Annotated in this window: 28 protein-coding genes and 1 tRNA gene; 11 read left to right on the top strand and 18 right to left on the bottom strand. The window is 67.2% G+C overall.

Annotated features, from left to right (window positions below):
• Nucleotides 1–578 precede the first annotated feature (578 nt).
• A complete protein-coding gene (locus A5681_RS24360) occupies nucleotides 579–1,364 on the top strand; it encodes a GAP family protein (protein WP_067281844.1) in 786 nt (261 codons plus the stop codon).
• A gap of 141 nt (nucleotides 1,365–1,505) precedes the next feature.
• Here the strand turns inward: A5681_RS24360 and A5681_RS24355 are convergent, their stop codons facing one another.
• Complete coding sequence (locus A5681_RS24355) at nucleotides 1,506–2,546, bottom strand: hypothetical protein (RefSeq protein WP_067281840.1); 1,041 nt, start codon at nucleotides 2,544–2,546, stop codon at nucleotides 1,506–1,508.
• Nucleotides 2,547–2,695: 149 nt separating this feature from the next.
• Between A5681_RS24355 and A5681_RS24350 the strand changes: the two genes are divergently transcribed.
• From A5681_RS24350 to A5681_RS24340, 3 genes are all read left to right on the top strand, one after another.
• On the top strand, nucleotides 2,696–4,252 hold the full coding sequence (locus tag A5681_RS24350) for a succinic semialdehyde dehydrogenase (protein WP_067281837.1): 1,557 nt from the start codon (nucleotides 2,696–2,698) through the stop codon (nucleotides 4,250–4,252).
• A 97-nt stretch (nucleotides 4,253–4,349) separates the two neighbouring features.
• Nucleotides 4,350–4,928: a cyclic nucleotide-binding domain-containing protein gene (locus tag A5681_RS24345; RefSeq protein ID WP_067281834.1), complete on the top strand. Its 579-nt coding sequence runs from the start codon at nucleotides 4,350–4,352 to the stop codon at nucleotides 4,926–4,928.
• Nucleotides 4,929–5,009: 81 nt separating this feature from the next.
• On the top strand, nucleotides 5,010–5,444 hold the full coding sequence (locus A5681_RS24340; protein ID WP_067281831.1) for a DUF4383 domain-containing protein: 435 nt from the start codon (nucleotides 5,010–5,012) through the stop codon (nucleotides 5,442–5,444).
• Here A5681_RS24340 and A5681_RS24335 read toward each other — a convergent pair.
• Nucleotides 5,441–6,277: an isocitrate lyase/PEP mutase family protein gene (locus A5681_RS24335; RefSeq protein ID WP_156738133.1), complete on the bottom strand. Its 837-nt coding sequence runs from the start codon at nucleotides 6,275–6,277 to the stop codon at nucleotides 5,441–5,443. The two genes, A5681_RS24340 and A5681_RS24335, sit on opposite strands and share 4 nt — an antisense overlap.
• A 128-nt stretch (nucleotides 6,278–6,405) precedes the next feature.
• Entirely contained in the window at nucleotides 6,406–6,690 is a 285-nt protein-coding gene (locus A5681_RS24330) for a hypothetical protein (protein WP_231996406.1), read from the bottom strand.
• Between the two features lie 160 nt (nucleotides 6,691–6,850).
• Here A5681_RS24330 and A5681_RS28005 point away from each other — a divergent pair, with 160 nt between their 5' ends.
• The 3 genes from A5681_RS28005 (at nucleotide 6,851) to A5681_RS27550 (ending at nucleotide 7,946) form a co-directional block, all read left to right on the top strand.
• Complete coding sequence (locus A5681_RS28005) at nucleotides 6,851–6,985, top strand: hypothetical protein (protein ID WP_269454973.1); 135 nt, start codon at nucleotides 6,851–6,853, stop codon at nucleotides 6,983–6,985.
• A 95-nt stretch (nucleotides 6,986–7,080) separates the two neighbouring features.
• On the top strand, nucleotides 7,081–7,761 hold the full coding sequence (locus tag A5681_RS24325) for a DUF2510 domain-containing protein (RefSeq protein ID WP_067281820.1): 681 nt from the start codon (nucleotides 7,081–7,083) through the stop codon (nucleotides 7,759–7,761).
• A gap of 26 nt (nucleotides 7,762–7,787) precedes the next feature.
• Nucleotides 7,788–7,946 (top strand): hypothetical protein, encoded by a 159-nt coding sequence (locus A5681_RS27550; RefSeq protein ID WP_197498712.1) that lies wholly within the window; start codon nucleotides 7,788–7,790, stop codon nucleotides 7,944–7,946.
• A 6-nt stretch (nucleotides 7,947–7,952) separates the two neighbouring features.
• Here the strand turns inward: A5681_RS27550 and A5681_RS24320 are convergent, their stop codons facing one another.
• Nucleotides 7,953–8,951, bottom strand: a complete 999-nt coding sequence (locus A5681_RS24320; protein WP_067281817.1) for an ArsR/SmtB family transcription factor — start codon at nucleotides 8,949–8,951, stop codon at nucleotides 7,953–7,955.
• 62 nt (nucleotides 8,952–9,013) lie between these two features.
• Here A5681_RS24320 and A5681_RS24315 point away from each other — a divergent pair, with 62 nt between their 5' ends.
• Entirely contained in the window at nucleotides 9,014–10,258 is a 1,245-nt protein-coding gene (locus A5681_RS24315) for an MFS transporter (protein ID WP_067281814.1), read from the top strand.
• A gap of 82 nt (nucleotides 10,259–10,340) precedes the next feature.
• Here the strand turns inward: A5681_RS24315 and A5681_RS24310 are convergent, their stop codons facing one another.
• Nucleotides 10,341–11,243, bottom strand: a complete 903-nt coding sequence (locus tag A5681_RS24310; RefSeq protein WP_067281811.1) for an alpha/beta fold hydrolase — start codon at nucleotides 11,241–11,243, stop codon at nucleotides 10,341–10,343.
• A gap of 257 nt (nucleotides 11,244–11,500) precedes the next feature.
• Between A5681_RS24310 and A5681_RS24305 the strand changes: the two genes are divergently transcribed.
• A complete protein-coding gene (locus tag A5681_RS24305) occupies nucleotides 11,501–11,923 on the top strand; it encodes a DUF4189 domain-containing protein (protein ID WP_067281807.1) in 423 nt (140 codons plus the stop codon).
• 10 nt (nucleotides 11,924–11,933) lie between these two features.
• On the opposite strand, the gene A5681_RS24300 is transcribed toward A5681_RS24305, so the two are convergent.
• Nucleotides 11,934–12,131, bottom strand: a complete 198-nt coding sequence (locus A5681_RS24300; protein ID WP_067281803.1) for a hypothetical protein — start codon at nucleotides 12,129–12,131, stop codon at nucleotides 11,934–11,936.
• 649 nt (nucleotides 12,132–12,780) lie between these two features.
• Between A5681_RS24300 and A5681_RS24295 the strand changes: the two genes are divergently transcribed.
• On the top strand, nucleotides 12,781–14,022 hold the full coding sequence (locus A5681_RS24295; protein WP_082968524.1) for a cytochrome P450: 1,242 nt from the start codon (nucleotides 12,781–12,783) through the stop codon (nucleotides 14,020–14,022).
• 60 nt (nucleotides 14,023–14,082) lie between these two features.
• Here A5681_RS24295 and A5681_RS24290 read toward each other — a convergent pair whose 3' ends face one another.
• Nucleotides 14,083–14,973, bottom strand: coding sequence for an alpha/beta hydrolase (locus tag A5681_RS24290; protein ID WP_067281896.1), 891 nt, complete (start codon nucleotides 14,971–14,973; stop codon nucleotides 14,083–14,085).
• The gene (locus A5681_RS24285; protein ID WP_067281899.1) at nucleotides 14,963–15,892 is read right to left on the bottom strand and encodes an SDR family NAD(P)-dependent oxidoreductase; all 930 of its coding nucleotides are present in this window, start codon (nucleotides 15,890–15,892) and stop codon (nucleotides 14,963–14,965) included. Before A5681_RS24285 ends, A5681_RS24290 begins: the two co-directional genes overlap by 11 nt.
• Before the next feature lie 194 nt (nucleotides 15,893–16,086).
• Here A5681_RS24285 and A5681_RS24280 point away from each other — a divergent pair, with 194 nt between their 5' ends.
• Nucleotides 16,087–16,638 (top strand): TetR/AcrR family transcriptional regulator, encoded by a 552-nt coding sequence (locus A5681_RS24280; RefSeq protein WP_067281797.1) that lies wholly within the window; start codon nucleotides 16,087–16,089, stop codon nucleotides 16,636–16,638.
• 87 nt (nucleotides 16,639–16,725) lie between these two features.
• Here the strand turns inward: A5681_RS24280 and A5681_RS24275 are convergent.
• The 10 genes from A5681_RS24275 to A5681_RS24230 all read right to left on the bottom strand — a co-directional run bounded on the left by A5681_RS24275 (nucleotide 16,726) and on the right by A5681_RS24230 (nucleotide 24,675).
• Nucleotides 16,726–16,799, bottom strand: a tRNA-Pro gene (locus A5681_RS24275).
• A gap of 59 nt (nucleotides 16,800–16,858) precedes the next feature.
• A complete protein-coding gene (locus A5681_RS24270) occupies nucleotides 16,859–17,599 on the bottom strand; it encodes an IclR family transcriptional regulator (RefSeq protein ID WP_067281793.1) in 741 nt (246 codons plus the stop codon).
• Nucleotides 17,596–18,426, bottom strand: a complete 831-nt coding sequence (locus tag A5681_RS24265) for a cyclase family protein (RefSeq protein ID WP_067281892.1) — start codon at nucleotides 18,424–18,426, stop codon at nucleotides 17,596–17,598. Before A5681_RS24265 ends, A5681_RS24270 begins: the two co-directional genes overlap by 4 nt.
• An 11-nt stretch (nucleotides 18,427–18,437) precedes the next feature.
• Nucleotides 18,438–19,223 carry an SDR family NAD(P)-dependent oxidoreductase gene (locus A5681_RS24260; RefSeq protein ID WP_419866353.1) on the bottom strand — a complete coding sequence of 262 codons (786 nt, stop codon included), beginning with the start codon at nucleotides 19,221–19,223 and terminating at the stop codon, nucleotides 18,438–18,440.
• Between the two features lie 189 nt (nucleotides 19,224–19,412).
• Nucleotides 19,413–20,813 carry a ribosome biogenesis GTPase Der gene (gene der, locus A5681_RS24255; RefSeq protein WP_067281787.1) on the bottom strand — a complete coding sequence of 467 codons (1,401 nt, stop codon included), beginning with the start codon at nucleotides 20,811–20,813 and terminating at the stop codon, nucleotides 19,413–19,415.
• A complete protein-coding gene (gene cmk / locus A5681_RS24250) occupies nucleotides 20,810–21,493 on the bottom strand; it encodes a (d)CMP kinase (protein ID WP_082968523.1) in 684 nt (227 codons plus the stop codon). The genes der and cmk overlap by 4 nt, the downstream gene beginning before the upstream one ends.
• Before the next feature lie 56 nt (nucleotides 21,494–21,549).
• Nucleotides 21,550–22,293: a pseudouridine synthase gene (locus A5681_RS24245; protein WP_067281781.1), complete on the bottom strand. Its 744-nt coding sequence runs from the start codon at nucleotides 22,291–22,293 to the stop codon at nucleotides 21,550–21,552.
• A complete protein-coding gene (gene scpB, locus A5681_RS24240) occupies nucleotides 22,293–23,000 on the bottom strand; it encodes an SMC-Scp complex subunit ScpB (protein WP_067281887.1) in 708 nt (235 codons plus the stop codon). The genes A5681_RS24245 and scpB overlap by 1 nt, the downstream gene beginning before the upstream one ends.
• Nucleotides 23,000–23,815: a segregation/condensation protein A gene (locus tag A5681_RS24235; RefSeq protein WP_067281778.1), complete on the bottom strand. Its 816-nt coding sequence runs from the start codon at nucleotides 23,813–23,815 to the stop codon at nucleotides 23,000–23,002. The genes scpB and A5681_RS24235 overlap by 1 nt, the downstream gene beginning before the upstream one ends.
• A complete protein-coding gene (locus tag A5681_RS24230) occupies nucleotides 23,812–24,675 on the bottom strand; it encodes a ParA family protein (protein WP_067281774.1) in 864 nt (287 codons plus the stop codon). The genes A5681_RS24235 and A5681_RS24230 overlap by 4 nt, the downstream gene beginning before the upstream one ends.
• Between the last annotated feature and the right edge of the window lie 149 nt (nucleotides 24,676–24,824).

Genomic DNA, 24,824 nt, shown 5'->3' with positions numbered 1-24,824 from the left:
GCCGCACCGCACGGGGCCGGGCCGCACGCTTTGACACGCGACCCGAGGGGCGTTGGATTCGTTGCCGGCACGTCGGCGCGCGGCCCGCCGACGACAGCGCGGGGCCTTTGCGGATGACCACTGGTCACTCCGCCCACGGTCCGCTTGGCGCGCGCCGGTGCTGCGGCGATCCGGGCGGAGTCCCGACGAATCCGTGTGCCTGGCCGGGAATCGGAGATTGCTGCATCCCGCCCGAGCGCAGTTGCTGTCGCCCGCGCTGACACCTCCGTGCCATTGCTGCGTGGGTGCGGGCTGCGGCACGGATGCCCCGGTGCGGCCCGAGGCTGGGCTACGGCGTTCCGCGATCGCTCGCGGCTACGCGATCGCAGCGCTGTGATCGACTTCACGGACGGGTGCGCGGCCGCGTTCACACCGGGTTGGCCCCATGTTCACGTGCCCGCGGTCGCTGAAGGTGTTGCACCAGGCCGAGATTCGCATGACGGGCCGAACTCCGCCGCCTGTGCGCTCCGCTCCGGGCCGGCGTTGGCGATCGCGAGTTCGGCGTTTAGCGACCACCGGCCGCGGGTAGAAATGCGCCAATGTGGGGGTCAGTGCTGGGACTGGGAATTCTGGCGGCACTCAATCCCGTGCGCCTGGGCCTGGCCCTGTTGATGATCTCCCGACCGCGTCCGGGGCCGAACCTGCTCGCCTACTGGGTCGGCGGCCTCACGGTCTGTGTGCCCGAACTGCTCGCGCCGCTGATGCTGCTCAATTTCACGTCGGCGTTCGGTTCGCTCGGCCACGGCGGGACCACGAAGGCCACCAGCTCCACACTTCCGCATATCCAGATCGGCCTCGGCGTGCTCGGGCTGTCGATCGCCGCGGTGATGGCCGTGCGGTTCCTGACGCGTCAGCGTGCGGAGGCCGGCGTATCGAGTGACGGGACCTCGACGCCCACCCCGGCGGCGCCTATCGCGGTGCCACGATTTCTGAGCCGCGCGCGCGATGTCCCCCCGGGGGACGGTTCCGGAACTCGGCGTCTGCTTCACAAGGCCCACCGCGCGTGGGAGCAGGGGTCGCTGTGGATCGCGTGGGTGATCGGGCTTGCGTCGGTGCCGGTCGACGGAGTGCTGTTCATTCTGGCGATCATCGTCGCCTCGAGGGCCGCGGTCGCCACACAGGTCAGCGCCTCGATCGCGTTCGTCCTGCTGATGTATTCCGTCGTCGAGTTGATCCTGGTGGGATATGTGGCCGCGCCGGGGAGGACCCAGGCCGTGCTGCGCCAGCTGCATGATTGGGTGCGCGCCTATCACCGCCAGATTCTGGTGACCGTCTTCACGGTGGTCGGCGTGTCACAGCTGGCCCAGGGCATGCACATCCTCTGAGCGCCGGACTGCCCGCCGCCGCGAACGGCCTCTGCTAGGCACCGGCGGTCAAAAGATCGATTCGCCGCATGTGCACGGCGCGCAGTCATCAAGCCGTTGAGCGGCAACAGCTTCCGAGGCGCGACGGGCTTGGGACGAGCTTCATCTGGACTGGTCGAATCGCCGGCGCTGCCGAACCCCATATGCCGCAGCCTTGACGGCCTCGTTGTCCTCGAGCCCCGAACCGAGAGCGCCGCCCAACGTCGCGACTGCCGCCGCCAGCCACGCCAACATCAATAACGCGGAAATGCCGACGGGATGGCCGATATTTTGGGCGACCAGTCGCGGTGGAAGAGTCCACCAAGCGGTCAGCAGGAGCAGCAGGAACAGGCCGACGTGCAGGACGGCGACGCCGATGGTCAGGGTCACCACGGTCGCCGCGTTGTACAAGGCGGCGCGTTCACGTTCCTCCGGCGACTGCGGCCTCTCCCACAATTTGTGGTCGAGGATGAGCCAGGCGATCATCGCTGCGCTGGCCAGTGTGGTCGCGGCGGTCAACCGCCAGGGACCCATGGTGGCGGACAACTGCCAAATGGTCGGATACGCAAGGCTCACAGCGCCGGTCGCGAACGCGGCCATCAGCACTTTGGACAATCCGGCCGCCAATCCCCACGGGCGGTTGGCGTACACCATGCCCGTGAGGAGGCGCAGACGCGACAAGGTTTTCGGCGCGAAGTAGCGGACGACGTCTTCCTCACGCTTCCGGGTCAATCGTTGGGCGGACGGTGGTTGTTGGCCCTCGGTTACCTCGGTCACGACTGTCTGGACCAGGCGCCGTACTCGCCGATCGATGAACCAACCACCCACGCCGGGAATGGAGATCAGTCCGAACCGGCACCGCAGGCTGATGTCGACTATGAGCGGCGTCGTCCCCACGCGCCGCGGTAGATCGGTGAGGTAGACGACGATGTCCTCGGTTTCGCCGGCCGGGTCAACGGCGCGGATGGCTTCGACGAACTCCGCTTGATCATCGAAGGGGTAGGAATCGCGTCGCGTTGATACGACCCAGTCGCCAGTGCCCGGCGCCCACTCCCTGAGGGCTTTCGGGAGCGAGTCAGACAAACGTTCGGCGACCTCCGCCGGCAGACCGGGATCGGCGATAAGCAAGATTGACGACGGAGCGCCTGACACCGGACGGCGCATACCCCTGCCACCTGGCTCCAAACGTCGGCTCCGGACCCGTCCGCGACGCCGGCCGGCGCGGCGCGGTACTCGATCAGGGCCGGCCGCCTCGGCACTCGAGACGGATAGGCTGGTGGTTTGCCCGCCGTGCTCATTGGGGAGGTAACGACATGCCCGCACCGTCAGCCGAGGTTTTCGACCGCTTGCGTCAGCTGGCCGCGATCAAGGACGTCGCCGCCCGCCCGACGAAGACGATCGACGAGGTCTTCACCGGTAAACCCCTGACCACTATCCCGATCGGCACGGCCGAAGACGTCGAAGCGGCGTTCGCCGAAGCGCGCGCGGCTCAGGTCGAGTGGGCGGCCCGTCCCGTCGCCGAGCGCGTCGATGTCATCAGCCGCTATCGCGACCTGGTGGTCGAGAACCGCGAGTTCCTGATGGACCTGCTGCAGGCCGAGGCCGGCAAGGCCCGCTGGGCGGCGCAGGAGGAGATCGTCGACCTGATGGCGAACGCCAACTACTACGTGCGCGTCTCCGCCGACCTGCTCAAGCCCCGAACCGTGCAGTCGCTGCTGCCGGGCGTCGGCAAGACCACGGTCTGTTACCAGCCCAAGGGCGTAATCGGGGTCATCTCCCCGTGGAACTACCCCATGACGCTGACGGCGTCCGATTCGGTGCCCGCCCTGCTGGCGGGTAACGCGGTGGTGCTCAAGCCGGACAGCCAGACCCCGTACTGCGCGCTGGCGTGCGCCGAGCTGCTGTATCAGGCCGGCCTGCCGCGAGCGCTCTATGCGATCGTCCCCGGGCCGGGTTCGGTGGTCGGCACGGCGATCATCGACAACTGCGACTACTTGATGTTCACCGGCTCGACCGCCACCGGCCGGCAACTCGCCGAGCACGCGGGCCGTCGGCTGATCGGCTTCTCCGCCGAGCTCGGGGGCAAGAACGCGATGATCGTCACGCGCGGGGCCAACCTCGACAAGGCCGCCAAGGCGGCCACCCGGGCGTGCTTTTCCAACGCAGGCCAGCTGTGCATCTCCATCGAGCGGATCTATGTCGAGAAGGACATCGCCGACGAATTCGTCGGCAAGTTCGGTGCCGCGGTGCGGAACATGAAGCTGGGGACCGCCTATGACTTCTCGGTGGACATGGGGAGCTTGATCTCCGGCGGTCAGCTGGACACCGTGACCGACCACGTGGACGACGCGAAGGCCAAGGGCGCCAAGGTGATTGCCGGCGGCAAAGCCCGACCCGACATCGGGCCGCTGTTCTATGAGCCGACGGTGCTGACCGACGTCACGCCCGAGATGGAGTGCGCGGCCAACGAGACCTTCGGGCCGGTGGTGTCGATCTACCCGGTCGCCGACGTCGACGAGGCGGTCGAGAAGGCCAACGACACCGAGTACGGGCTCAACGCCAGCGTGTTCGCCGGCTCGTCCGCGGAGGGCCAGCAGATCGCCGCCCGGTTGCGTTCGGGGACCGTGAACGTCAACGAGGGTTACGCGTTCGCCTGGGGCAGCCTGAGCGCGCCGATGGGCGGGATGGGTCAGTCCGGGGTCGGCCGCCGGCACGGCCCCGAGGGCCTGCTGAAGTACACCGAATCGCAGACGATCGCGACCGCCCGCGTGTTCAATCTCGATCCGCCCCTTGGCATTCCGAGCACGCTATGGCAGAAGTCGCTCGTCCCTGTCGTGCGTGCGGTGATGCGGCTTCCCGGGCGCAACTGACCGCGTGCCGTCCGCGGCGGGACTGGATCTAGAGTTGCGCCGCATGTCCGCGTTACGCTCCTCGATGTAGCGTCACATCGCACGTCAGGAGCCCGCTATGAAGGCCGACGAGAAGCAATACCTGGAAGACGCTCGCCGGCTACGCCAGTACGCCACCTTCGAGAAGTTCTCGGACGCCGAACTGCAGCGTCTGGCCCGCGTGGCCCACCGCACTTCGACGTCGGCCCCGTTGCCGCTGATCCACGAGCAGACCCCCTCGGACTCCTGCTACATCCTGCTCAGCGGCGAGGTGGGCGTCTACGCCGGCCGGGACCGCATCGCCGTGCTCGGGCCGGGCGAGGTGATCGGCGAATCGGCGCTGCACCGCGGGAAGCTGCGTTCGGCGACGGTCACGACGATGGGGCCGGCCGAGGTGCTGCGGATCGAACGCGACGAACTGACCCGAGCGCTCGACGACATACCGGCGCTTCGCGAAATCATCGACGCATCCGTCGCGCGACACGTGCCCGTAGACCTGCCGCCGAAGCCAAAACCGGCGCGCACCAAGTTGGGCGCCTCCGTCCACACCGAGCTGGTCGAGCGGTTCGAGCAGGCCGCCGACGCCGCCGGTGTGGACGTCGCCGACGCGCTCGAAGACGCAATGACCCAATGGATCGAACGGAGCAGCACCTCCTAGCCATCACGGCCGCACCCGTTGCCACGGTCTACTACCGCGCGTAGTATTCGGGCTATCCCACCGTGCACAAGGAGGTGCAACGTGAGGTGGAGTTTCGCCCAGATCGGGTTGCTGATCATCTGCGTTTTTCACGTCGCCCAGGCGGTGGCCGGCCTCATCGTCAACCCCAGCTTCGCCACCGGGCCCACCGCGCCCACCGTCCAGCTGCTCGGCATGGACTACAACGGCTGGCACGCCGTCGCCGGTCTGGCCCTGTTCGCCCCGGGCCTGGTGTTCGCGATGCGCAAGTCGTGGGCAGTGCTCTATTTGTTGATCGCCGCGATAGCCGGTGCGCTGCCGGGCATTTGGGCGTTCTTCTCGCACCAGGTCGCCTTCGTGTTCACGTTCCCCAACAACGTCACCGACGGCGTGGTGCACTTGGTGACCGCCTCGGTGATGGTCGCGGTGGCCGCGGTGCAGATCCGGCTGGACGGGGGCCTACGCAACTCCCTCGCCGATCTCCGGAAAGCGTCCTAGCGCGACCGTTCCGTGAACAGCCCATTGAGCTCGTCGAAGCTGCTGGCCCCTGCCAGTCCCGCAAAGGACCCGTCCTCGATCAACTGCCGCGCGGCCGCCAGGAACGCACCCCACGCAACGCGACTGAAGGCCGAGCCCACGCTGATCCGGCGCACCCCTAGCCGCGCAAGGTCGTTAACCGTCAACCCCGTGTCGGACGACACCAGGACGTTGACGGGATACGGCCGCACGGCGTCAACGAGGGTCGCGATGTCCTCTTTCCGACGAATGCCCGGCGCGAAGAGCACCTCGGCTCCCGCCTCGGCATAGGCCTGCAGCCGCCTGATGGCCTCGGCGAGGGGGTCGGGGTGGCCGTAGAGGAAGCACTCCGCGCGGCCGGTCAGCATGACGCCGGTGCCCGAGTCGTCGATCGCCGAACGGGCGGCGCGGATCCGATCGGCGGCCTCGGCAAGTTCGAAGAGCGGCGCGGACCCGCTGCCCGTGCCGTCCTCGATGGACAGCCCGGCTACGCCGGTGGCCACGCAGCGCGCCACATTGTCGGCGAGCTCGCCGACGTCGGAGGCGTAACCGGCCTGGAAGTCCGCGTTGACGGGCACGCCGACCGCGGCCACGATTTCGGCGATGTTGTTCAGTGCGTCGTCGACGGAAAGCGCGGTCACCGCGTCAGGGAGACCGCGCGCGAAGCTCAGGCCGGCGCTCGTCGTGGCCAGCGCCGGGAAGCCGAGCTGTGCGAGGGCGATCGCGGAGCCGGCGTCCCACGGATTCGGGATGAGAAAACATCCCTCTCGGTGCAGCCGGCGAAAATGCGCGACGGCGTCGCGGTGTGGGTCCACCACCCGATTATGCTCGCGCCGGCCTGAACCCGCCGCCACTCGGCCTGACCTGGCCGTGGAAAGCCTTGTGCGCCTTGATGTTTGAACGACGGATGGCCGTGCCGTTCACGGTGACACCGGCCTAGGCGCTAGCTGGGGCCGCCGATCGCACCGAGGCGCTCGTTCACCCGGGCCAGCGCAGCGTCGAAGATCTCCACCTTTTCACCGCGCTTCTCGTTGGCCGGCTGGGCGGCGCCGCGCGCGCCTTCGGCCTCCACCCGCGCCGCGCCCCGCCGCCGCAGCAAGCTGAAGTTCTTCTCGCGCGCTTGCCTGAGCCGGCTCTGCAGGTCCTTCAGCGACTGCTCGTCCATGCGCGTGAGCGCCTCGGGATGACTCTCGCCGATCAACGAGCTTTCCTGCTGGGTCAGGTTCACATGGTGGTTGCTCACTCCTAGATTCATAGCCCGCCCCGGGCACGCCGGCTCGTCGAACGCCGCGGGTCGCGCCGAACCGTCACGCCGGGGCCATCTCGAGTTCATGTCGCGTGGAGGTCGCGCGGCGCGGGTAGTCCTTCGGTCGACGAAGGGAGTCGCGATGGGAAAGCATTCGCAAAAGGACGACGACGAGCCCGCGGGCGGCCGCCCGGGTCCCGCGGACCACGGGCGCGAGGGCGGGATGGCGACCCGCGAGAACGCACCGGAGCTCACCGAGCCCGATCGCGAGGACTGAAAGCGTGCGAGCATGACAGCTTAGGAAACGGACCCGTTTCCAAAGGTCAGGACTGCGGGTAGCCGAGATGTCTCCGCCGCGACGAAAATGGATAGATGCCATCTGAACAGGCGCCGCCCCCGCCGAAATCGGCGCCGGGCTGGTACCCCGATCCCGCAGGGGTAGGCCACGGGCTGCAGCGGTATTTCGACGGCACCAACTGGACCACCGAGTGGGCGTTCTCCACCGAAGCGCCGAAGAAGGACACCCCCGGAAAGGCGGCCCTGGCCCTGGCGGCGCTGGGCGCATTGGTTCTCCTCGTCATCGTCGGCAAGAGCTGGGTTTTCGACCCGAAGAAGGACGGCCAATCGCCCCCTCCGGGCAACTCGGCCACGGCGGGACCGCCGGAATCGACCACCGCCGCGCCGTCAACACCGGCCGGTCCCAAGAAGCCCGACGGGGTCACCTTCACCACCAGCCCCGGCCCGGACGGCGACGTGGTCGACGCGCGATTCGCCATCCGGGACAACTACACCGAGCAGATGATCAAGGACGGCGCCCGGACGGACACCATCGACATCCTCAGGTACGCCAGAGCGACCTATCCCGACGCGGCCGCGGTGAACGTGCAGGGGACCTTCCCGATGACCGACCCGTACGGCAACACCGCGACTCACGTCGCCATCGACCTCACGTATTCCCGAGCGACGCTGAGCAAGATCAACTTCGACGGCATCACCAAAGCCAGCATCTGGGAGATCCGCGACTCCGGCACGATCCTTCCGGCTTTTCAGTAGCAGGCCGGGGCGCGGATAATCGCCTCGTGCCCAGCGAACCCCCACGCCGACCACCGGCCGCGCCGAAACCCCCGCGGGCGCGCATCACGCCCGAGGATTTGGAGCGGTTCGGTGACGAGGAGCAGATGCGCGCGGCGTCGGACGAGGGCCGGCTCCGCGACGAGCGACCGCCCCATCACGGCTAGCCCGGGTCATGCGTCTGCTTGCGGATTTTCTCCGAGGACTTTCAGTAATCGGTGCCCTCGTTCGGTGAGTCGGTAGGTGACACTGCGGCCGACTCTCGTTCCAACGATCGTTCCCGCCTCGCGCAATACGGCGAGGTGGCTGCTGACCGTGCCCAGGGATAGGCCCAGGGTGTGTGCGAGTTGGGTGCTGGTGGCCGGGGTTTGCAGCTGGCGCGCTACGCGAGAGCGGCCAGGACCGAGCAGCGTCGACAGGGCATCGGTGGCTCGAGCGTCAGTGGCGGCCGGCTCGGCATGGGGACCGTGGGCGCAGTAGACCAGGGCGAAGCGCGGTGGTCGTTCACAAGTCCACCAGCCGCCGGTTGTGGTGCGGGGCACAAAGATCAGTCCCTCGTCGATCGTGCGGTCCGGCCAGTGCTGATTGCTGAAGCGAATGCTGTCGTCGCCGACCCAGACCGAGCGTTGCTTCATCGTCTCGACGGTGTGCTTCCAGCCGTAAGCGGCCAGAAGCCCCGCGCGATACATGATGTCGCGCTCGAGGACCGCACGACGCCGCGGCCAGTCTCGCTTGACGAATTGCTGCCAGCCCTGGTCGAACACCGCCGCAGCGCGGGCTCCAAGGTTTTCCTGATCGAGCCAGTCGAGCGGGTGGGTTTTCCAGCTAGCCCCCGCGGCGGCCCGCACCCCGGCGCGGATTTCGTCGTCACTGAAGGTGGCCATCACCGCGAGTTCGTCGCTGATGCGGGTATTGATGCCACGCTCGGGTGGTAACGCGATCATGTCGGGGAGTCTTTTGGTCGAAGCGGTCAGCGCCACCAGTTGGGCAGCGATCGGGCTGGCGCCCAGCCAGCGGCGGTAGGCCGGCTGGTGTTGGGCGTGCCAGCGGGCCAAGGCGGGGTCGGTGCATCGGCGCTGCAAGGTGATCAGCACACCGACGGTCTCGGCCAGCGGCGAGATTGCGAAGCGGCAGTGGGCCAGTGCATTGGGGCTGAGCTTGAGAAGTGTCATATCCTTGCGCCTGTCGCCGCAAGGATAGCGGCGTATTGCGCGGCTGGCCATGCTGTCTGGCTATGCCATTCTCGGTGCCTCGAAACGCATTCCGGTCACCCTTCGGCTGCTTCGTGTTGGGCAGGGCGATCTCGTTAGCCGGTAGCGCGATGACACCTGTCGCGCTGAGCCTCGCGGTGCTGCAGACATCGCATCGTCTGAGCGACCTCGGCGTGGTGCTGGCCGCTCAGGTCACGGCGCATCTGAGCTTGTTGATGGTGGGCGGTGTCATGGGTGATCGCCGGCCGCGGCGTGCCCTCTTGGTGGCAACCAATCTGGGGGCAGGCCTGACCCAAGGCGCCGTCGCCGCTGTCTTGTTGACCGGCCATTACCAATTGGCACTGCTAGCGTGCCTTCAGTTGGCACTGCTAGCGTGCCTTCAGTTCGTCAACGGCGCACTGGAGGCGTTGGCTTCACCGGCGCTCCGAGGCATCGTGCCCGAGCTGGTCGAGCCCGCACAGCTGCCGCGTGCCAACGCAACACTGGCCACCGTGAAGAACCTCACCAAGGTACTCGGGCCGGCCGTTTCCGGTGTGCTCGTCGCGGCGGGCGGCGGCGGGATCGCCCTTGCCGTCGACGCCGTCAGCTTTCTGGCCGCCGCGGCGGTCTTGGCCAGGCTCCGGCTGGGCACCACTGCCATCCGTTCCGGAAACGGTGTCTTGACCGAGATCCGCCAGGGGTGGCTCACATTTCGGTCAACACCATGGCTCTGGGCGACCGCCGTCTCGTTCGCGGTCATCAACCTCATTGGTACCGGAACATGGCAGATGCTGGGTCCCGAAATCACCATGGCGCGGGCCAACGCGTCCGTGTGGGGTATCGCGTTGAGTACCCGCGCCGTCGGCGCCTTGGTAGTGGGCGTGGTGCTGTATCGCCATGCCCCGCAACGATTTCTGGCAGCGGGCCAGCTCCTTGCCGCCGTGGGCTCGTTCGGGCTTCTGGGCTTGGGGGTAGGACTGCCGACTCCTTGGTTTCTGCTCGCCGCATTTATTTCCGGGCTGGGATTTGCCGCACCATCGATCACCTGGGACACCTGCGTGCACCAGCACGTTCCCCGCCATGAGCTGTCTCGCGTTTCGGCTTACAACGATCTGCTGTCGTACACGTGCGTCCCTGTCGGGCAGCTACTCGTCGGACCCGCCGCGGCATGGTTGGGTCCCACCAGCGTCGCGCTTTACGCGGGAGTCGGTTTCGTCGGCGCGGCGCTCGCCCCGCTCACCTGCCGCTCAGTGCGGGAACTCCGCCTTCAGCATCAATCCACGTCGTGAACTTGCTTCCGCACCAACTCAGCACGCCTTGGTTGGCGCGCCCCCTTAAGGCAGAGCCGTAGCGGGCAGGACGACGAGTTGTTCAGCCGGCGGAGACGCGGTCGATGTGGGCCAGGAAATGCGTCAACACCGCATCGGGCGCCTCGATCTGTGGCCAGTGCCCGATGTCGTCGGCGAGCATCACCACGTCGGGTTGGGGAATGACCTCGGCGTAGCGGCGCGCCATGTGCGCCCCGGAGTTGGGGTCGACCGGCCCGTCGATCAACCGCATCGGCACCGCGGTCTGCCGCATGGCACGCACCCAGCGGTTGCGGTGCGTGTAGCGGTCGTTGATGAACCGGCCGACCTTGTGCAGCACGCGGCGGCCGTCGTTGTAGTCCAGGATCTGGTTGAACACCTCCATCATGTGCCGGGTCGGCTTGGTGTTCGGGCCGAACATCTCGCGCAGCGTCGGTTCCAGCAGGCGACGGGACACCGGGCTGTTCTGGACGTGGCTGAAGACGTCGCCGAGCGGGGTGCCGGACATCAGCTTTTGCGCCGTTCGCGGTTTGTAGGCCTCGATGAACATCCCGCCGTTGAGCCAGGTGATCGAGTCGATGCCCATCCGGCCGTGGCTTTGCTGACCGAACTCGTGGCGAGCCAACATCTCCTGGCCCACGGAATCACCGATGTCGTGCGCCAGGATGTGCGCGTTGCCGATGTTGAGGTGCGCCAGCAAAGCCTCGTGCATGTCGGCGTGGTCGATCACCGAGTACTGGTAGGCCACGGGTTTCTCGGAGAAGCCCATGCCGATCATGTCCGGTGCGATGACCGTGAACCGCTGTGTCAGCGTGGGCCAGATCTGTCCCCAGTCAAAGGAATTGAAGGGGTACCCGTGGATCAGTAGCAGCGCAGGCCCGCTGCCCTCCACGCGGTAGAAGATGTCGAAGCCGAGGTAGTCGAAGTAACCGCCGGCGGCCAGCCAGCGTCCTAGTTCAGCGTCCATGACAGTCATCATCCTTCGGCCGCCAGGGTGTCGCCGGCGTTCTCCTCGTTTACGGCCGGGGCGGCGCCATGGCAAAGCATCAGCGGAACCGTCGGCGGCTGGCCCCGCGTCGGGCCGCTCCGGCCGCTGGCCGGGAACTGTGAAGATTTGCTACGCCCGTGTCAAGGCCTTGTTAATGACGGCGCACATGCGCGGTCGAGCCAGCACTGTAGGAGTACGGCACCGGTCGTGCCGGAACACGATGTGAAAGGAAGCATGTGTTCAAGGCTCTTGCGCCCGCGGTGATCCTTACTGTTTGCGCTGTCGGACTGGCCGCACCCGCACAAGCCCAGGGCGGCTTCATCGTGATCGCGGGGTCGGACTCCACCCACTCCGTCGACGTCACCGTCGGCGGTAACCATGCCAGTCTGGCCGACGTCGAGGCGTACGCGATCAGTCATTGCGCCGAGAAGCACGGCGCCACCGACTGCCGCGTTCTCGCCGAAGGCCGGGGTGGCTGTGTAGCCCTCTCGGACAACGGTCACGGCTTGGTCGGGGGCTGGGGCCCCACCCGCAACGCGGCCGGCGCCGCGGCGGCGGCCAAGGTGGTATCGGGGCAGCCGAACGTCGATGGCACGCGCTGCGTCGTCGACCCGGATCTGATTTCCACCGGGAACTTCTCGTTCGTGGCCACGCAGTAGCCGCCTCGTCCTACCAACCCCACTCGTCATCGTCGAGGACGTCCACGGTGACGGAGTTGTCGGCGGGCCTCTTCGTCCCGTAGAGGAACGTGAGCAGAGTCTGGCCGTCGTCAAGGGGTTCGGTGGCGACGACGGTGGCGTGCCCGATCTTCATGCGGATCCGGTCGCCGGGCTTGAGTTCGTCGACGCGCTTAAGGGGCACGCTCACCCATCGACGCCGTGCACGGCTTTGTCCCCACAGTTGCCATCATCCACGCGGCGGGCGAAATCTCCGACGACTTTCGAGCGGGTCGGGTGAAACGGAGCGGTGACGCCCGACGACCAGCCATTGCTTTGAGAAAACGGTGCACTGGCTCCTCACGTTGACAGAGATAGCGCCCAAATCGTCTGATGCGGTGGCGTGAGCCGCGGCGATCAGCCAGCCACCGTAGCCTCCAGCATTATCGCGTCGGCGGTTGAAACCCCGATAGCCCGCGACCTCATCACCTGTGCCGCTACTCGTGATGACTGCCACGGGTATGCGGCCGAAAGCACTCGCACGGAATTGTCGCGATGAGAAAAGGTGACCGTCAATCGCATCGGTAAGCAATGGTCAGCGTCCCCCACTGCGAAAAACGAGGCCGCTCGGCGCAGCGCTACGTTCGCATCTTTGCCTCCGCGTATTGATTTCGCCCCGACACCCCGAGAACCTGAGGCGGTGAAGACCCGTTCTCGGCTTACTCACCGATGACTCGACAACTAGCGGCGAACCGTCAGTTCCGTGCCGGCGTAAGCAGATTGGTTGCTTACTCGTGAGTATCGCTGCCAGGGCGCGAAATGCGGCGGCGCTAGCCGACCCGCTGGCCAGCGCCATCCGGATGAACGTCGCCGGGGCCGTTCGCACCCGCAGGCGGGGCGTTCGAGGTTGGACCGGAGCCGTCAACACCGATTACGACCCGCTCGACCCGGCAACTGCCGCGCAGCCTCACGATGCCTATCGGGCCCTGCACGACGGTGGACGGGTGCATTACAACCCTCGCCGCGCTACGTGGATCCTGCATCGCCTCGAGGACGTGCGCGCCGCCTTACGCGACACCGACTACGTCACCAGCAGCCAGGGTGTGACGCGAATGCGGATAGCCGCTGATCTGGTCGTCGTCACCGACGGTGAGCAACACAGCAGATTACGCAAACAGGTCCAGCCGGCGTTCACCAAGCGCGCCCTCGACAGCTGGCACAGCATCGTCGACAAGCTTGCCGTCGAACTCGTCGACACGATGATCGCCAATCCGGGCGGCGACGCGGTGCAGCTGCTGACGATCCCCATGCCATTGCGGGTCATCGCCGCCATACTCGGCGTCCCCGACAGCGACATCACCGATTTTCGTCGCTGGTCCGAACGCAGTGTGCAGGTGATCGACTTCGTTCCCACGCCAAAGGGAATGCTGAAGGTTGCGAAATCATTGGGCGGCGCCATCGCGCTGCGGCGCTATTTCCTACAGCAGCTCGCCACGGGACACCTCAAAGACTCCGACACCGTGCTGGGTCGGTTGATCGAACACAGCACCGAGGGGTCGTTGACCGACGACCAGCTGTTTCTCATCGCGATCCTGTTGCTCATTGCCGGAAACGAGACCACCACAAACCTTCTCGGCGGCATGCTCGACACCTTCGCCAATGATCCGGCCCTGTTCGACAGACTCCGAGCCGAACCTGAGCTGATTCCCATGGCGGTCGAAGAGCAGCTGCGGTTCACCACACCCATCCAAAACCTCTACCGGTACACCCGGGCGGACTACCGGGTCGGGTCGGTGACGATTCCGGAGGGTTCACGCGTCCTGTTGTCCTTCGGCGCCGCCAACCGTGATCCCCTCGTTTTCGACGACCCGGACACCTACCGAGTCGACCGCAATCCGCGAATGCACGTCGCATTCGGCTACGGCGCCCACATGTGTCTCGGCGCGCCGTTGGCCCGACTCGAGGCACACGCCGTGCTGAGGGAACTCACCAACCGGGTCTCTCAGATCACTCCGACCGCTGCGCCGAGGTGGTCGACCAACAGCTCACTACGCGGGCCTACCCTCTTGCCGTTAACGTTAAAAGCGGCAACTAGCAAGTGAATCCGGGCTGCAGCCACTCCACGGCGCACCGATTCTGTGCTAGTTGAGGATGCCGAATCCTCAGCTAGCGAACGCCTTTTCGAGCGCCGCGCATTGCCGGGCGAAAAAGCTTTGCGCCACTGGGGTTTTGGAGGCGATGATGTCGAATCCGTGGAAGGCTCCTTCGACGACGTCGAGCTCACAGCTCACGCCCGCGGCGCGCAGCCTATGCGCGTATTCCACGTCCTGGGCGTAGAGCGGATCCACCGTTCCCACGCCAATCCACGCGGGAGCAAGATTGGACAGGTCGTCGCGCCGCGCCGGCACCGCAGACTGGCGATCAGCGCCCTTGAGGTACGCATGCCACCCCAGCCGATCGCTCTTTTCGCTCCACATCCGGTAGTGCGGACTCTTAAGGCCCGGGCGACTTGACGGGCGATCGTCGACCATGGGATAGACCAGCAGCTGGAACAACGGTGTCACTTCGCCGCGATCGCGCGCCAGCAGTGCCAGCGCAGCTGCCAGACCGCCACCCGCACTGGCGCCGCCGATCGCGACCCGGCCGGGGTTCACGCCGGGCAGCCGCGTCAACCACGTCAGCGCGGAGTAGCAGTCTTCCAGCGCGGCTGGGTAGGGATCTTTTGGAGCAAGCCGGTAGTCGACTGACGCGACCGGAACGCCCATACGGCCAACGAATCGTCGGCACAGCTTGTCGTCCTGTGCGGCCGTTCCGATGACGTATCCGCCGCCGTGGATCCACAGCAGTGCGTCCCCGTGCGTGCACTCACGCTTGGGCCGGTAGAGCCTGACCCCTGCGCTTCGTGTGATGGTGAGGACCTCGACACCCTCCCGCGCGGACGGGGCGAATCGGGTCAGGTTGCGCATCACCTGCAGCGTCACTTTGTTGAACGGCGACCGGGGAAGCACCCGCGCGATACTCCTCAAGTCGGGGTGATAGCGGTCAGACCGGATACGTGACACCAGTCAACTCCTCGGACACCGTCCACAACCGTTCCTGCACCCGTTGCTCGTAGGACTTCTTGCTGGAACGGACGAGCGTCGGGTAGCCCGCCATCTCCAGGAATCCGTCCGGTCCCCAGTACTGGCCACCCTGTACATCAGGCATCGTCGCGGCGTACAGCTGTGGCAGTGCGCCCTTCGCTGGATCCTGGCCGATGAAAAGGTCTGAAAACTTCATCATCGCCTGGACCGGTTTCCACATGTTGCGGAAGAGATCGGACTTTGTATAGCCGGGGTGGGCAGTCACCGTAATGAGTGGCGCGCCCGACTTGACCAGCCGACGATGAAATGCGTAGCAGAACATCAGGTTCGCCAGCTTCGACTGCGCGTAGGCCAGCGCACTGCTGTACCGGCGCTCCCACTGGAGATCGTCGAAATGGATGGCACCGCCGAGCTTGTGGTCCAAACTTGCCACCACCACCACTCGAGCCCCGTCGACGCCGAGCATGTTCTCGAGCAGCAGTCCCGTCAGCGCAAAGTGGCCAAGGTGGTTTGTGGCGAACTGCAACTCGAACCCGTCAGGTGTCGTCGTCTTGGGCGGGAACGCCACGGCGGCATTGTTGATGAGCAAGTCGATGCGGGGGTGCTCGTTCCTCAACGTTCGGGCAGCGGCACGCACCGACTGCAACGAGCTCAGATCGAGGGCTTGGACGCTCAGGTCGGCGTCCGGCGCTGCTTCGAGAATGCGCTTGCGGGCGACCTCTCCCTTGTCGACATCGCGTACTGCGAGAATTACCGAGGCGCCATGTTCGGCGAGCGCACGTGCAGTGTCGTAGCCGAGCCCCGTGTTCGCGCCGGTGACAATGGCGAGTCGCCCAGTCTGGTCGGGTATGTCCGACTCGGTCCACTTCCGTTTCTGCGCGGCAACCATGCGATCAGGCTGATGAAGATCGTCAGTGAGGTCAATGACGTGCGGCGAAGTTGATAATCGAGTCGCGAGCCGGAGCAAGTCGCTCTCCTCAGCATCGATCGTCGAACAGGCGCTTTGGGTGATAATTGCCTCCGGCGCCATCTCACTGTGAGAGATGCGTTCCATCTGGTCGCATTTGCAGGCAGCATTGACGCGTGCCGAAGATTGATTGGCTGGTCGGGGCAGACAGGAATAGCGCCGCCGCGGACAAGATCTACGCCGCGGCCGCCGACCTCATCGCCGACGTCGGTTATGACGCTTTCACTATCGAAGCGCTGGCCGCGAGGATCCATTGCTCGCCCGCGACTATTTATCGGCGCGCTGGCGGCAAGGCAGCCATTCGCGATGCCGTCGTAGCGATCCAGGCCACCCGGATCCTGCATTCTGTACGTGACGCCATCGACGGACTTAGGGGTTCGGATCGCGTTGTCAGAGCAACACTTTCGGCGCTACAACGCATCCAGTCAGATCCCGTGGTCGAGTCGATGTCATCCTTCCAGATAGCGCCTGACGTTGATTGGGTGACCACTTCGCCAGTGGTCGCCAACTTTGCCGCCGAGATGCTCGGGGAGGACAATCAAGACCCTCTCGCGGCGCAATGGCTCATCCGGGTCTTCCTAGCTCTATTGTGCTGGCCTGTCAGAGACAGCGCTGCCCAGCACGCACTGGTAGAGCGCTTCCTCGGCCCATCGTTCAATGGCCATTGAAGCTGGCGAGCTTCACCTCACCTCGAGGGGCGTAAATACCCCTGCTGCGTATTGGTGATCTAGCGGCAAAACCACTTATGACCTCCGTCGGGCTGACAGGATTTGAACCTGCGACCACTTGACCCCCAGTCAAGTGCGCTACCAAACTGCGCCACAGCCCGGTGCCGCCGGGATCACCGGCAGCAGGTCGAAAGCCTACCGCAGCCGACCCGCCACCTTCCTAATCGACCTTCCGCAACGCCGCGTCCACCCGCTCGACCCAGGCCAACAGGGCCGCGGCGAGTTCGGGTTCGCGGCCGTAGAAGCGCGGCGCCGGCACGGGCACGCTGACCGCCACCGTGTGCCCCGTCACGCCCGTGAGCGCGGCGCCCACCGCACAGATGCCCTCGGTCTGCTCCTCGCGGTCGTAGGCGACGCCGTCGGCCCGCACCCGGTCGAGCTCCTTGCGCAGCGCCGCGGGGCTGGTGATGGTGTTCGGGGTGAGCCGCGCCAGCCGGCTCGGCAGCTGCTCGGCCGGCAGGCCGGCCAGCAGGGCCTTGCCGTTGGCGCAGCAGTGCAACGGGAACGACTCGCCGACCGCGCTGATCGCCCGCAACCGGTGCGGCGAGACCACCTGGTCGACGAACGTCGCGCGATCCCCGTCCAGGATCGACAGGTCGACCGTCTCCCCCAGCTCCCGCGACAGCTCCTCCATGAACGGGTGCACGTCCATCACCACGCCGAGGCGCACGGTGCCGGCCATCCGCGCGATCTCCGGCCCCAGCCGATACCCGCCCCGGCCCCCGCGCGAGGCAACCAGGCCCTCGGCCTCCAGCGCGCCCAGGATCCGGCTGACCGTGGACCGCGCCATGCCCAACCGGTCGCCGATCTCGGCCTGGCTCAGCCCACCGGGGTGGGCCTGCAGCAGCCGCAGCATCTCCGCCGCGCGGGCGATGACCTGAATCCCGCCGTCGGCACTCACGCCGCCCGGCCCGTCTCGATGCGGTAGCTGCCCGTGGGGTCGACGATGGCCACCAGCCGCACGATGCAGCCGTCGCCGCCGACCCAGCGCCACGGGAACGCGGCGAAGGTGACCCGCTTGCCAGTGACCCTGTCCAGGTCGCCGCCGACGTTCTCGAAGCCGTAGATTCCCTTCGACAGGATCGCGCGATGGCAGGGCTCCCATTCCGGGAAGTCGTCGAGCACCCGTCGGCCGGTTTGTTCCTCGTATTCCCTTACCGCCCAGGGCAATAGCCCGCCGGTGTGTTCGGCGGGTCCGTGCGGCGCGATCGAGGTCGCCATCGGGTGGTCCAGCGCCTGGGTGTCGGTGCCGACGGCCTTGACGCCCTTGGCGGCGAACCACTCGCCGGCCTCCTTGTAAAAGCCCGGGGAGTAGGCGTAGTACTCGGCGCTGTCGGAGTACTTGTGGTGCCAGCCGGTGTTGACGACGACGATGTCGCCGGGCCGGATCTCGGGCGTGGCGTTCTCCAGGTCGTCGGCGGTGACCACTCCCCACTTCTCTTTCGGGATCGACACCACCACGCCGGTGCCGAAGAAGGCGCTCAGCGGGATCTCGTGCAGGAAGGGGGTGCCCTCCACGACGTGCGCGGGCGCGTCGATGTGCGTGCCGGAATGCATTACGGTGGTGATCTTTTGGGTCAGCACGCGACTCTTGGCCATGTTGTGCAAGCGCTCGATCCTGACGTCCTCGAAGTACGGCCACGCCGGCACGCCGTGACCCCACGGATGCGACAGGTCGTAGAACTCCAGCTTGGCTTCGGCCTCGCCGAGCGGCCAGGTGATACTCATGTCGGTTCCTTTCAGCACGCGGTGTATCCGCCGTCCAGGTACATCACCTGGCCGGTGTAGAAACGCGACGCGTCGCTCAACAGATAGATCAGCGCGCCGACGAAGTCCTCCGGTTCGGCGAAGCGGCGCAAGGGAATTCGCGCGAACATCGCCTCGCGGGTGGCGCGGCCCTTTTCGTCGTCGGCGTACATCCACTCCGTGAGCTCCGAGCGGAAAACCGTGGGGGCGAGCGCGTTCACCCGAATGCCGGCCGGGCCCCACTCGGCGGCCAGGCTCTTGGCCAGCAGGTCGGTGGCGCCCTTCGACGGGCAGTAGGCGCTGTAGCCCGCGGCGTGCCCGAGGGATCCGCGCACCGACGACACGAGCACGACGCTGCCGCCGGTCCCCTGGTCGAGCAGGACCCGTCCGGCAGCTTGGCAGACCAGCCAGGCGCCCCGCGCGTTGGCGCCCATCACTTTGTCGAAGTCCTCGACGGCCATCTCGGTGATGGGGGCGACGTGGTTCATGCCCGAGGCGACGAGCACCCCGTCGAGGCGCCCGTGCCGGGCGACCGCCGCCTCCACCATGGCCTGGGCGTCGGCCGGGGTGTCGGGCCGGCGCGCGACCACCGCGGCGTCGTCGATACCGAGGGCGTCCAGGCCCGCGGCGTTGCCGCCGGTCAGCGTGAGCCGGGCCCCCGCGTCGGCGAGCGAGCGGGCCGCGACGCTGCCCAGCGCACCGGTCGCACCGGTGATCAGGATCGACTTGCCTTCGACGCTGAAGCGCGCGGCGGCGGGCGCTTCCTGTGCGATGTTCACCATTCCTCCTGCGATACGAGCCGAACGGCCCATATGAGAACCGTAGGGAGCATCCAGCGCCGAAGTCAACGGACTTCTCCTGTGATGTAGCTTTCAGATTCCGTATCGCGGGATTTTGTGCGGAGTGATATCGCCGGCGCTATCGCTTTCGAGAATCGCCGATTGGTCCGGGAGAGAACCCGAAGAACCTCAGCGCCGCTTGGTCCCCCGCTTTTCGCGCACCCGCACGTTGATCCGGATCGGCGAACCCTCGAACCCGAACGCCTCGCGCAGCCGCCGCTCCAGGAAGCGCCGGTACCCGGCCTCCAGAAAACCGGTGGTGAACAGCACGAACGTCGGCGGGCGTGCGGTGGCCTGGGTGGCGAACAGGATGCGCGGCTGCTTGCCCCCGCGCACCGGCGGCGGCGTCGCCGCCACCACCTCCTTGAGCCACGAATTCAGCGGGCCCGTCGGGATGCGCATGTCCCACGACGCCAGCGCCGTCTCCATCGCGGGCACCAGCTTCTGCACCGCGCGGCCCGTCCGCGCCGAGATGTTGACCCGTTGCGCCCAGCGCAGCTGCACCAGCTCGCGGTCGATCTCACGCTCCAGCAACTCGCGCCGGTCCTCGTCCACCAGGTCCCACTTGTTGAAGGCCAGCACCAGCGCGCGGCCCGCCTCGATCACCATGGACAGCACCCGCTGGTCCTGTTCGGTCAGCGGCTCCGAGGCGTCGATGAGCACGACCACCACCTCGGCCGAGTCGATCGCCGAGTGGGTACGCACCGAGGCATAGAACTCGTGCCCGCTGGCTTGGCCGACCTTGCGCCGCAGGCCCGCGGTGTCGACGAACCGCCATACCTTGCCGCCCAATTCGATCAGCGAGTCCACCGGGTCGACCGTGGTCCCCGCGACATCGTGCACCACCGAGCGCTGGTCACCGGCCAGCTTGTTCAGCAGCGAGCTCTTGCCCACGTTCGGTTTGCCGACCAGCGCCACCCGGCGCGGGCCGCCCGGTGCGGGCGCCGCCTCGGACACCTCCGGCAGCGCGGCCAACACCTCGTCGAGCAGGTCGGCGACGCCGCGGCCGTGGATCGCGCTGATGGCGTGCGGCTCGCCGAGTCCCAGCGACCACAGCGCCGCCGCGTCCGCCTCACCCTTTTCGCTGTCAACCTTGTTGGCGGCCAAGAAGACGGGCTTGCCCGAGCGCAACAGAATCCGGGCGGCCGCCTCGTCGGCCGCGGTGGCGCCGACGGTGGCGTCGACCACCAGGATCACCGCGTCGGCGGTGCGCATCGCCACCGACGCCTGTTCGGCCACCAGCTGCTGCAGGCCCTTCGCGTCAGGCTCCCAGCCGCCGGTGTCCTGGACGACGAACCGGCGTCCCGTCCACAGCGCGTCGTAGGACACCCGGTCGCGGGTCACGCCCGGGATGTCCTGCACCACCGCCTCGCGCCGGCCCAGGATCCGGTTCACCAAAGTCGACTTGCCGACGTTGGGCCGTCCGACCACCGCCACGACGGGCGCGGGACCGGCCTCGGCCTGCTCCTCGAGCTCCGATTCGACCGACTCCCAATCGCTTTCGTCGGTCCAGGTGCCGTCGGAAGTCATCGCACCGCCCCGCTTCGCTGGTTGACCAGCTCCAACAGGTGGTCGATCACCTGCGCCTCGGTCATCTCGCTGGTGTCGACGACGACGGCGTCCGGGGCGGCGCGCAGCGGCGACACCGCGCGAGTGGAATCCAGATGGTCGCGCCGGCGTACGTCGGCGAGCACCGCGTCGTAGTCGTCGCCCAATCCCGATGCGACGTTCTGGTCGTTGCGCCGCCGCGCGCGGGTTTCGGCCGACGCGGTGAGGAAGATCTTCACCGGCGCGTCGGGCAGGACCACGGTCCCGATGTCGCGGCCTTCGACCACGACGCTGCCCGGCCCGCCGGCCATTTCACGCTGCAATGCCACCAGCCGGGTTCGCACCGCGGGGACCGACGACACCGCCGACACCGCGCCGGTGACCCGGTCACCGCGGATCTCCGCCGAGACATCCTCTCCCGCAAGGAAAAAGCGATCACCCTCGGGCTGGTAGTCCACCGACATCTGCGCGGTCTCCGCGATCTGCGCCACCGCATCGGCGTCGGCGGGATCGATACCGGCGCGCAGCACCGCGAGGGTCACCATCCGGTACATCCCACCGGTGTCCAGGTAGCGCGCCCGCAGGGCGCGCGCCAATTGCTTTGATACCGAAGACTTTCCGGTTCCGGCGGGTCCGTCGATGGCCACGACAATGGGGTTCACAGCCCGATGGCTCGCTTCACTCCCGTCACTCACTGCGTTCGTTCCGCTCGTTCCGCTCACAGCCCGACCGCCTTGTACAGTTGGCCGATCTCGCCGTGACTCAAGGCCCGGATGCTGCCCGGGCGTTGCTTGCCCAGCGCCAAAGGTCCGATGTCGGTGCGCACCAGCGCCTCGACCGGGAAGCCGGCGGCGCCGAGCAGCCGGCGCACGATGCGGTTGCGCCCCTCGTGCAGCACCACCCGCACCAGGGTCTTGCCCGGAATGGCGTCCACCACCGCGAAATCGTCGACGCGCGCGGGGCCGTCGTCCAAGTCGATTCCCGCCTTCAGCCGCTTGCCCAGCCCCCGCGGCACCGTCCCCGTCACGGTCGCCAGGTAGGTCTTGGGCACCTCGTGCGAGGGGTGCATCAACCGGTGGGCCAGCTCGCCGTCATTGGTCAGCAGGATCAGGCCCTCGGTGTCGGCGTCGAGCCGGCCGACGTGAAAGAGGTTCTTGTTGCCCCGCACCCGGCGTTCCACCAGGTCGCCGATGCACGGCCGGCCCCGGTCGTCCGACATCGTCGAGTGCATGCCCCGCGGCTTGTTCAGCGCCAAGTACACCAACGACTCGTCGAGGACCACCCGGGCGCCGTCAACGCGGATCACCGAGGCGTCCGGGTCGACCCGGGTGCCCAGCTCGGTGACCACCTGCCCGTCGACCTCGACGCGGCCGTCGATAATCAACTTCTCGGCGGCCCGCCGCGACGCAATTCCGGCCTGCGACAACACCTTTTGCAGGCGGATCCCTTCGGTCTCGACCATCAATCCTGGTCCACGTCGAACGTCAGCGCCTGGTCGGGCGCCTGACCGCCGGCGAGTTTGATGAAACGTGGTTCGCTGTCCAGGGATTCGCTCAGGTCGTCGATCGTGTCGACGTCGGGCAGCAGCGGGGCGATGTCGGGCAGGTCGGCGAGCGACGTCAGGCCCAACCGCTCCAGGAACAGGTCGGTGGTGGCGAACGTGATCGCGCCGGTGTCGTCGTCGACCCCGGCCTCGGTGATCAGGCCGCGCGCCAACAACGTCCGCATGACGGCGTCCACGTTGACGCCGCGGACCGCGCTGACGCGCGCCCGGGTCACCGGCTGGCGGTAGGCCACCACGGCCAGGGTTTCCAGCGCGGCCCGGGTGAGCTTGGATCGCGCGCCGTCCAGCAACAGCTTCTCCACGTACGGCGCGAACCGGGCGCGGGTGTACATCCGCCAGCCCTCGCTGGTCTGGCGCAGGTCGATGCCGCTGTCGCGTTCGGTGAGCTCGTCGGCCATCTGCTGCAGCCGCGCGGCGACCCGGTAGACGGGTTGCTGCGTGGCGGCGCCCAGCGCCTCGGCGGTGACCGGGGTGTCGACCACCAGCAGCAGCGCCTCCAGCACGGACCCGAGTTCCTCGGGCTCCATCGGCGCGGCCTCGGCGATGTCCGGGATGCCCGCGTCGAGATCCGTGTCGAGATCGACGTCGGGCAGATTCTCGCTCATCATTCGTCCCGCACTTCTACCAAGGCTTCGCTGGCCGGACGTTCCCCGGTCCATGAAATCTGGAGCACACCCAGCGGCTCCGACTGGTCGAATGCTACCGCCCGGCTCCGGTAGAGCTCGAGCAGCGCCAGGAAGCGCCCGACGACCTCCATCGGCGCCTCGCAGTCGGCGACCAGCTCGGAGAACGTCGCCCACTGGCCGGTGCCGCGGGATTCGAGAAAGGCCAGCAGCTTCTTGGCCTGCTCGGGCACCGACACCGCCACCTCGTGCAGGTGCCCGATCGACACCGTCGGCACGGGCCGCGGGCTGAAAGCGATCGCGGCGATCTGGGCGAAGCGTTCGGCGTCGACGCCGAGCATCACCTCGGGCAGCAGTTCGGTGAACCGGTCCTCCAGCGACACCGCGCGCGGGTAGCTGCGCAGCGCGGTGGCCTCCAGCTCGGCGAACATCTCGGCGACGTGCTTGAAGGCGCGGTACTGCAGCAGCCGGGCGAACAGCAGGTCGCGCACCTCCAGCAGTGCCAGGTCCTCCTCGTCGTCGACCTGGCCGGCCGGCAGCAGCCGGGCCGCCTTGAGGTCGAGCAGGGTGGCGGCGACCACCAGGAACGCGGTGGTCTCCTCGAGGTCCAACTGGGAGCCGATCTCGCGGGTGTAGGCGATGAAGTCGTCGGTCACCTGGTGCAGCGCCACCTCGGTGACGTCGAGGCGATGGGCGAAGATCAGCTGCAGCAGCAGATCGAACGGCCCCTCGAAATTGGTCAGGCGGACTTGAAAGCCGTTCTTGGGTGGCGCCTCACCGTTCGCGCTGGCCGTCACGCGCCGAATCGGTCGATGAACTCGCGGGCCAGGGCGCGGTAGGCGATCGCGCCCGTGGACCGCGGCGCCCAGGTGGTGATCGGCTCGCCGGCCACGCTGGTCTCCGGGAAACGGACGGTGCGGGTGATGACCGTGTCGAACACCAGGTCGCCGAATCGCTCCACCACCCGCGCCATCACCTCGCGGGAGTTGACCGTGCGCGGGTCGTACCGGGTGAGCAGGATCCCGCTGATCTCCAGCTTCGGGTTCAGCCGGTCGCGCACCTTGTCGACGGTGTCGGTCAGCAGCGCCAGCCCGCGCAGCGAAAAGAACTCGCACTCGGTGGGAATCACCACGCCGTCCGCGCAGGCCAGCCCGTTCACCGTGAGCAAGCCCAGCGACGGCTGGCAGTCGATCAGGACGTAGTCGTAGCGGTCTAGCACCGGGTGCAGCGCCCGGCCCAGGGTCTGCTCGCGACCGACCTCATTCACCAGCTGGATCTCGGCGGCCGACAGGTCGATGTTGCTGGGCACCAGGTCCATGTGCTTGACCCGGGTCTGCAGCAGCACGTCGTCGATCGACACCCGCGGCTCGACGAGCACATTGTGAATCGTCTTCTCCAGCTCGTAGTGCGGGACGCCCAGGCCCGCGGACAGCGCGCCCTGCGGGTCCATGTCCACCAGCAGCACGCGCCGGCCGTATTCGGCGAGCGCGGCGCCCAGGTTGATCGTCGAGGTGGTCTTCCCGACCCCGCCCTTCTGGTTGCACATCGCGACGACCTTCGCCGGGCCGTGCGAGGTGCGCGGCTGCGGTTCCGGGATCGCCCGCGGCGGCCGCCCGGTCAGACCGAGCTCGACGCCGCTGTCCGGCTGCTCAGTCATGGCGGGGGTGTTCGGGAGGTGAACATCGACCGAAAGTCTAACGGGTTCGCGCGCGGAAGCCGGGCGACCCGCAGGCAATTCGCCGGCCAATTTCGCCGGATTTGCGCTGGTAGCGCGCCTAATCGCGCTCATCGTTAACAGCAGTCACA

Origin of the sequence: Mycobacterium scrofulaceum (assembly GCF_001667885.1) — a bacterium.
Classification (GTDB): Bacteria; Actinomycetota; Actinomycetes; order Mycobacteriales; family Mycobacteriaceae; genus Mycobacterium; species Mycobacterium scrofulaceum_C.
The sequence above is the reverse complement of the archived record's forward strand: the minus strand, read 5'-3'. Positions and strand labels throughout refer to the sequence as shown.